Origin of the sequence: Haloarcula sp. CBA1122 (genome assembly GCF_009741785.1) — an archaeon.
Taxonomy (GTDB): Archaea; Halobacteriota; Halobacteria; order Halobacteriales; family Haloarculaceae; genus Haloarcula; species Haloarcula hispanica.
Window position 1 is genome coordinate 43,626 of sequence record NZ_WPCB01000024.1, and the last position, 6,667, is coordinate 50,292.

Genomic DNA, 6,667 nt, shown 5'->3' on the forward strand with positions numbered 1-6,667 from the left:
TCTCGGCCGCTGCCGGTCAGACTGTCGGCACGGCCACGTTCTCGTCGGCCGCCTCGCGCCAGGAACGGGTCGGCTCCCAGCCCAGCAGTTCCGTGGCCTTGGCCGTCGAATACGCCGCAGCGTCTCCTTCGACCGTGCAATCGTCCGGGACAGTACCGTACTGCTCGCGCATGAGTTCGACCAGCGGCCGGCCCAGCGCGTTGTCGGGGCCGACGCAGTTGAACGCCTCGTGGCCCGAAACCTCGCCCGCGAGCGCGGCCTCAACGAGGTCGACCACGTCTCGCACGTCCACGTAGGACCAGTAGTTGCCTGCGCCGGCCGCGAGGTCGTTGACGTACCCCTCGTCCCGACAGGGGTACTCTCCGGGAATCTGTATCCAGGAGGGGCGAATCGACGCCACAGCGATGCCGTCCCGGCGGGCGATTGTCTTCCCGATTTCCTCGGTGACGACCTTCGAGAGCCCGTAGTCGTCCTCCGGCCTAAGCGCGTGCTGTTCCGTAATCGGGAGTTCGTCAGGAACCGGTGTCTCTTCGGCGAAAAAGAAGCCGTACGCGCCATCCGAGGAGCCCTGCACCACGTCAGCGCCGACGCGGCCGGCCGCCGAGAGCACGTTGTGTGCCGCCAGCGTGTTGTTCCGGAACAGGTCTACCCCCGGGTGGTTCCCGGCGACCGGAATCGCCGCCCAGTGGACCACTGCATCCGGGTCGATGGCGGTGAGCGCGTCGAACACGCCCCCGGCGTCCGTCAGGTCAAGCGCTCGGTACCCGACGGCCGGATGCCCCCCATCGTCGGGGAGGCGGCGGTCGAGCACTGTCACGTCATGCGGTCCGGCGAGGCGGTCGACGATCCAGCGCCCGGAACTCCCACGGCCGCCGGTTACGACAACATCCATACCTGCACTGTGGCTGCTGGCATCCAAAGCGTGGTGGTGTGGTTGCGTTTCCGGGACTGGTGTCCGATTGACTCGCTACAGGTCAAGCCGGAACCGCTCACCGTGCGTGAACGTCGTCCAGCCGAGGATGCGCTCGTCGCGATGCGGTCGGTCGGGGTTATCGATTGCCGCCTGCTGGGCCGAGACGTACGTCGGGACGTTCTTCACCGGCTGGCCGCTCTGTTTGAGCGTTTCCAGATAGGTGTCTTTCTCGTAGTACGAGTAGGCCACCTCGTACAGCGAGGACGCAGCCTCCTGCTTTCTGGCGGGGAAGCCGTCGTTGTTGACGAACCGATCAGGGGCTCCCTCGCCCATCGCTTCCCAGGCCTCCGGGTCAGCCACGTACGGTGCGTGGGCGTCAAGAATACGTTCGATGGCACCCCTGTCACCGTCGAACTTCTGGTACTCGTACAGTGTGGGGCCGCTGAGTTTGTCGGCGTAGAGTCGGCTGAGTTCCGCGGCGGTGACCAGTGCCTTCGCCGCGTACAGCGAGTACGCCAGACTCGACGCACGAATAATCTCGTTTTCCAGCAGGCCGTCCTCGCGGAGTTGGTTGAAGCCGGTCTCGCGGTTCCGTTGGATGGCATCACGGAAGCGATCCCAATCCCGGAGATACACTGACCCGGCGGCGTGGGTCATCTCCTGCCAGTTGAAGATGTTCTGTTGCCCCATCTCGGTCGGAATGTTATGACCGACATCGTCTAGGAACGTTCGGACCCACTCCTGCAGGTCGGCCTCCGTGCCGACGCCGTCGTCGGTCCACGCCTCGTGGCCGCGAACGAGTTCCGCGCCCCACCACATTTTCGGGAGCGTAATGAACTGCTCGATGCTGTTCGTTTTCACAGGGGCCATATAGGTCTCCGAGCTCAGGAACCAGTGGTCCAGCAGTTCGACGGCTTTCTCGGCGTATTGATCCGCACCGGTGTACTGGTAGGCGAGGCCCAGGTCCCGTATTCTGTCCCCTGTCCTGATGGCGGCAACGTAGTCCTTGCGCGCTCCGGGGTCCTCGGGGCCTTTCGTTTTGAACTCGTGGCCGTCGCCGTTGTCCGTGACGCTCTCGGGATCCGCTGCCATCGCGTCGCGGACATCGTCCATGAAGGCTTCGTGGGCCCCTGTCCACGGGCTGTCTCCGTTCTCGATACGGGACTGTATCGCATCCAGTGTATCGAGATGGACGAACATTGCGGGCCCGCTTTCCACTGTTGACTCGGCGACCTGTTCCGTCGGTGTCGGCTCCGTCTCGTGTGACGCGGCCCTCGCGTCCGAGTCCCCTGAGGAGAGGCCGGTCGAACAGCCCGCCAGCGCTACGGCTGTCCCCGAGAGGGCGAGCAACACGTCTCGTCGTGTCTGTCGCTGCACGAACGGTCAGTCGTCCCCTATAGATTTAGTTAGGGCCCAGCTAATCAGCGGATAGCGACCTGTCCGCGATAATCATGGCTACATAACTGTCGACTGGGACGAAGTATGGAGCGTTTGAACGTACCTTCGGTCGCCACCGAGGCCGGTGCTGGTACAAAGGCAAGATAGTTGGTCGCGCGTGGCTGACGCCATTGCATGACCGACTACTTCGAGATCCACGAGCGCGACAGCGCCGCGCGAGTGGGTGAGTTACGCCTCGCCGACTCCGTGACGACGCCGGCGCTGGTCGACGACGTGGACACAGAAACGCCGGGCGACTGCCGGCACGTCCTCGACGACGCCGGAAGCCGCTGGCCCACCGAGCAAGACGCCCCCGATGGCGACGACTCGCTGCTCACTGTCCTGCCCCACCGCGGACTCCCCGCTGGCACGCCGGACGAAGTCGCCGAGGCCTTCGCCGTCGACTATCCCGACGTGTCGTTCCCGAGCGCGGCCGTCGTCTCGCCCGATACCGCGACCGACCACGGCAGTGACGCCTACGTACTCGCCGGCGCGCCCGGCTACGTCGGGCACGCGTCGGCGTTCGTCGACGCCGTCACGACCGTCCGGGAGGCTATCCCCGCCGACACCGCGCTCTACCTGCCTGGCGTCGCCACGCCGCGAAACGTCGCGACGCTCGTCTACGCCGGCGTGGACCTCGTGGACCCCGACCGCGCCGTCGTCCGCGGGACTGAGGGTCGGTATCTCACGACCGACGAGGCGTATTTCCTCGAAGACCTCGACGAACTCCCGTGTGCCTGTCCAGCCTGCCAGAAACCGCGTGAGCAGTTCGACCGCGAGGACTGCGTCGAACACAACGTCAACGCCCTCGCTGCGGAACTCCGCCGCGTCCGCCGCCGCATCCGTGACGGTAGGCTTCGGGACTACGTCGAGGGACAGGCCAGACAGGACAACTGGCTCACCGCGACGTTCCGGCAACTGGACCAGCGGTACAGCTACCTGGAGGAGCGCACGCCGCTCATCCGGCGGGCCGACCTCTCGGCAGCCAGTGACGACTCGCTGCGCCGCGTCGAAATCCAGCGCTTCGCCGAGCGCGTCACCGACCGCTACGTGCCGCGCTTCGACGACCGCCCGCTTGTGCTGGTCCCCTGCTCCGCGCGCAAACCCTACAGCGACTCCCAGAGCCACAAGCAGTACCACGACGCGATCAAGTGGCGCGCCCACGTCGTCTCGATGACCTCGCCCATCGGCGTCGTGCCCCAGGAACTCGAACTCACCTACCCCGCCCAGCACTACGACTCCGTGGTGACGGGCAACTGGACCGCCACCGAAATCGAGTTCGTCAGCCGCGTGCTTGAACGGTATTTAGAAGGCACCGACTACCCGAAAATTATTGCCCACGTACCCGGCGAAGGCTACCGCGACATCTGCGAGCGCGTGGCCGACTCGCTGGGCCGGGAGTTCACCTACACAGTCACCGACCACCCGACCACGGCGGATTCGCTGGGGAACCTCGCTGCCGAACTGGAAGGCTGGGACCGCTATCCGAAGCGGGAGCGCGAACACAACACCATCCGCGCCGTCGCGGACTACCAGTTCGGCGAGGCGCGGGCGACGAACTGTTCGACGATCTGTCGACGCAGGGCCGGTATCCGCAACTGCGCGCCGACGACGCCGACGGCGAACAGCTGGCGGCGCTGGCCCAGCAGTACGGGGTCCTCTCGCTGACCACCGCCGGGGCGCGCCGCTGGGTCGAGAGTGACGTTCACACCAAAACGGTCGAAATCGAGCCGTTCGTCCCCCACGGTTCGGTGCTTGCACCGGGAATCACGGACGCAAGCGACGATATCCGCGTCGGTGACGAGTGGTGATTCAGGGCGACGCGGCCTTCGGCGTCGGTCGCGCCCAGATGAGCGGCCCGGAAATGCAGTCCTCGACGCGGGGTATCGCCGTCCAGATGCGTCACGTCGACGAGCAGTAGGGCCGTCTCTGCCGGTCACCGGATTAGACTGTGCGCCGCCTGACCACGCGACTTATCTGCCGAACGGGAGTACCGACAGTATGGACTGGTCGGGATTCCGCCGCTACCTGCCCGCTGTCGGGTTTTCGCTGTTATTACTCGTCACCTCGCTTCTCCCGGTTCCTGAAGGGGCGGGCGAGCAGGTCCCAGCACTCCTCGGTTTTAGGCTGGACAAGTGGGTTCACGCGGCGAGTTACGGGCTACTGGCGGCACTGCTCGCGTGGGGTCGACAGGCCCGCGATGTGACCACAGTTGTGGCACTCGTGACCGTCTCCGTCTGCTACGGGGCGGGAGTCGAACTGCTACAGGGGCTCGTCCCGTCACGCGGTGTGAGCGGTACTGACTTCGTGGCCAACGCTGTCGGGGCCGTTTTGGCCGGACTGGCGTGGCTCGTGGCCCACCGCTCCGGCGCACTTTCGGACCGAACCGACCCACGATCCCGGCAGTAACGAAGCGGCTTTACGCGCTCATCGGCTACCTCGCCGCAATGAGCAAGCCCAGTCCCGAAGTCTACGAGGAGGGCAAGGGCATGGACGCCCACAACTCCGTGATGCGTGACATCAGGTCGCGCAACGACTCGACCTACGACCCTTGTGAGCCGACCCGCGTGTGGCTCGACGAGGACAACACGCCGGACGGCGTCTACCAGAGCCTGACCATCATCCTGAACACCGGCGGCTGCCGGTGGGCGCGTGCCGGCGGCTGTACGATGTGTGGCTACGTCGCCGAAAGCGTCGAGGGCGGCAGCGTCGCCCACGAGGACCTCATGGCCCAGATCCAGCACTGTCTGGACCACGAGAGCGAGAACAGCGACGACAAAAGCGGCCTCATCAAGATCTACACCTCCGGGAGCTTCCTCGACGAGCGCGAGGTGCCGGCGGAGACGCGCCGGGCCATCGCCGAAACCTTCGCGGACCGCGAGCGTATCGTCGTCGAGTCGCTGCCGGACTTCGTCGACGAGGAGACAGTCGGCGACTTCGTCGATGTGGGCCTGGAGACGGACGTAGCCGTCGGCCTCGAGACCGCAACCGACCGCGTGCGCCACGACTGCGTCAACAAGTACTTCGACTTCGCCGACTTCGAGGAAGCCTCCGAGGCGGCGCAGGCGGCCGGCGCTGGCGTCAAGGCGTATCTGCTGATGAAACCGCCGTTCCTCTCGGAAGCCGAGGCCGTCGAGGACATGAAGCGGTCCGTACGGCGCTGTGCGGCCGTCGAGGGCTGTCACACTGTGTCGATGAACCCCTGTAACGTCCAGCGCTACACGATGGTCGAGGAACTGTACCACGACGGCGGCTACCGACCGCCGTGGCTCTGGTCGGTCGCCGACGTGCTGGAGTCGACCGCAGACGAGGATGTCATCGTCGTCTCCGACCCGGTCGGCCACGGCAGCGACCGCGGCCCGCACAACTGCGGCGAGTGTGACGACAAGGTCCAGCGCGCTATCAAAGACTTCGACCTCCGGCAGGACCCGTCGGTGTTCGAGCAGGTGAGTTGCGAGTGCGAGGCGACGTGGGACGCCGTCATCGAACGTGAGAAGAGTTACTCGCTTCCGCTCGCTCGATAGGCCCTTCGACCCGGAGAACCCGTGTGACGGCCTGCCGACCAACGTTTATCCGTCTTTCGCGCATAATACTGTTCGATATGACCCCGAACGGTGACCAGGACAGGCGCAGTTTCAATACACGCGGGACGGTCGCGGAATGTGACCTGTGTGGCGAACGGCGACAGTGTATCGACGACGATGGGATGGTTGCCTGTAGTGCCTGCCAGTCCGAGCTGCTGCCGTCTAACTGGGGTCTCTGAGGCGCCCCTTCGAAGTCACCGTGTTTCACTCGCTTACGATGACTCATCCGGCCCCGACTGTTCGATAGCGGGAATGACGCCGACGGTCGCGGTTGCCTTGAACGAGGCGACGAGTTCCGCGCCCGTGGTGATGTCGAGTTTGTCGAGGCTCGTATCGGTCACCACCGCCGACAGCGTCGTGTCCGGGTCGACTGCCAATGCGACCAGCGCGATAGAGTCACCTTCGTCGATACGCTCGACGGTGCCCGCAAACTGGTTCCGCGCGCTCGTTCCCGCCGGTTCGGGCGCAGCGGGTGGTGCGTTCAGCGTCACCGTGTCGGCGCGGATGCCGACTTCTACGGTGTCGCCGGCTTCGGCGTCGGTGTCGACGATGGCCCGGACCGTTCCCGGCGGCGTCTCGACGGTCGCCAGTTCGCCGTCGCGGTCCACGACGGTCCCTCGGAGGACCGTCTCCGCTGTCGTCGCCACGCCGTCGAACTCGGCTTGCAGGCGCTGAAAGCGGGCCAGCAGTTGCTCGGCGGTGTCCGTGAGTTCGCTGCCGCCGCCACCGCTGC

Annotated in this window: 5 protein-coding genes and 1 pseudogene; 3 read left to right on the top strand and 3 right to left on the bottom strand. The window is 65.6% G+C overall.

Going from position 1 to position 6,667, the window contains the following annotated elements; genetic code table 11:
* Positions 1 to 16: 16 nt before the first annotated feature.
* Together GJ630_RS11285 and GJ630_RS11290 are read right to left on the bottom strand one after the other, a co-directional pair.
* Positions 17 to 892 carry an NAD(P)-dependent oxidoreductase gene (locus tag GJ630_RS11285; protein WP_014039482.1) on the bottom strand — a complete coding sequence of 292 codons (876 nt, stop codon included), beginning with the start codon at positions 890 to 892 and terminating at the stop codon, positions 17 to 19.
* 75 nt (positions 893 to 967) lie between these two features.
* Positions 968 to 2,113, bottom strand: coding sequence for an alginate lyase family protein (locus GJ630_RS11290; protein WP_197427646.1), 1,146 nt, complete (start codon positions 2,111 to 2,113; stop codon positions 968 to 970).
* 372 nt (positions 2,114 to 2,485) lie between these two features.
* Between GJ630_RS11290 and arcS the strand changes: the two are divergent.
* From arcS to GJ630_RS11305, 3 genes and pseudogenes are all read left to right on the top strand, one after another.
* Positions 2,486 to 4,271, top strand: a pseudogene (arcS, locus tag GJ630_RS11295) (archaeosine synthase subunit alpha).
* Positions 4,272 to 4,351: 80 nt separating this feature from the next.
* Positions 4,352 to 4,759, top strand: a complete 408-nt coding sequence (locus GJ630_RS11300; protein ID WP_191449909.1) for a VanZ family protein — start codon at positions 4,352 to 4,354, stop codon at positions 4,757 to 4,759.
* A 38-nt stretch (positions 4,760 to 4,797) separates the two neighbouring features.
* On the top strand, positions 4,798 to 5,874 hold the full coding sequence (locus GJ630_RS11305) for an archaeosine biosynthesis radical SAM protein RaSEA (RefSeq protein ID WP_191449910.1): 1,077 nt from the start codon (positions 4,798 to 4,800) through the stop codon (positions 5,872 to 5,874).
* A 272-nt stretch (positions 5,875 to 6,146) separates the two neighbouring features.
* Here GJ630_RS11305 and GJ630_RS11310 read toward each other — a convergent pair.
* Positions 6,147 to 6,667 (bottom strand): TOBE domain-containing protein (locus GJ630_RS11310; protein WP_191449911.1); only part of this gene is annotated, 521 nt, incomplete at its 5' end.

Excerpts from the sequence above, each read along its gene's own strand:
- GJ630_RS11300 (WP_191449909.1), top strand. The coding sequence starts at position 4,352 with ATGGACTGGTCGGGATTCCGCCGCTACCTGCCCGCTGTCGGGTTTTCG.
- GJ630_RS11285 (WP_014039482.1), bottom strand. The coding sequence starts at position 892 with ATGGATGTTGTCGTAACCGGCGGCCGTGGGAGTTCCGGGCGCTGGATC.
- GJ630_RS11290 (WP_197427646.1), bottom strand. The coding sequence starts at position 2,113 with ATGTTCGTCCATCTCGATACACTGGATGCGATACAGTCCCGTATCGAG.
- GJ630_RS11305 (WP_191449910.1), top strand. The coding sequence starts at position 4,798 with ATGAGCAAGCCCAGTCCCGAAGTCTACGAGGAGGGCAAGGGCATGGAC.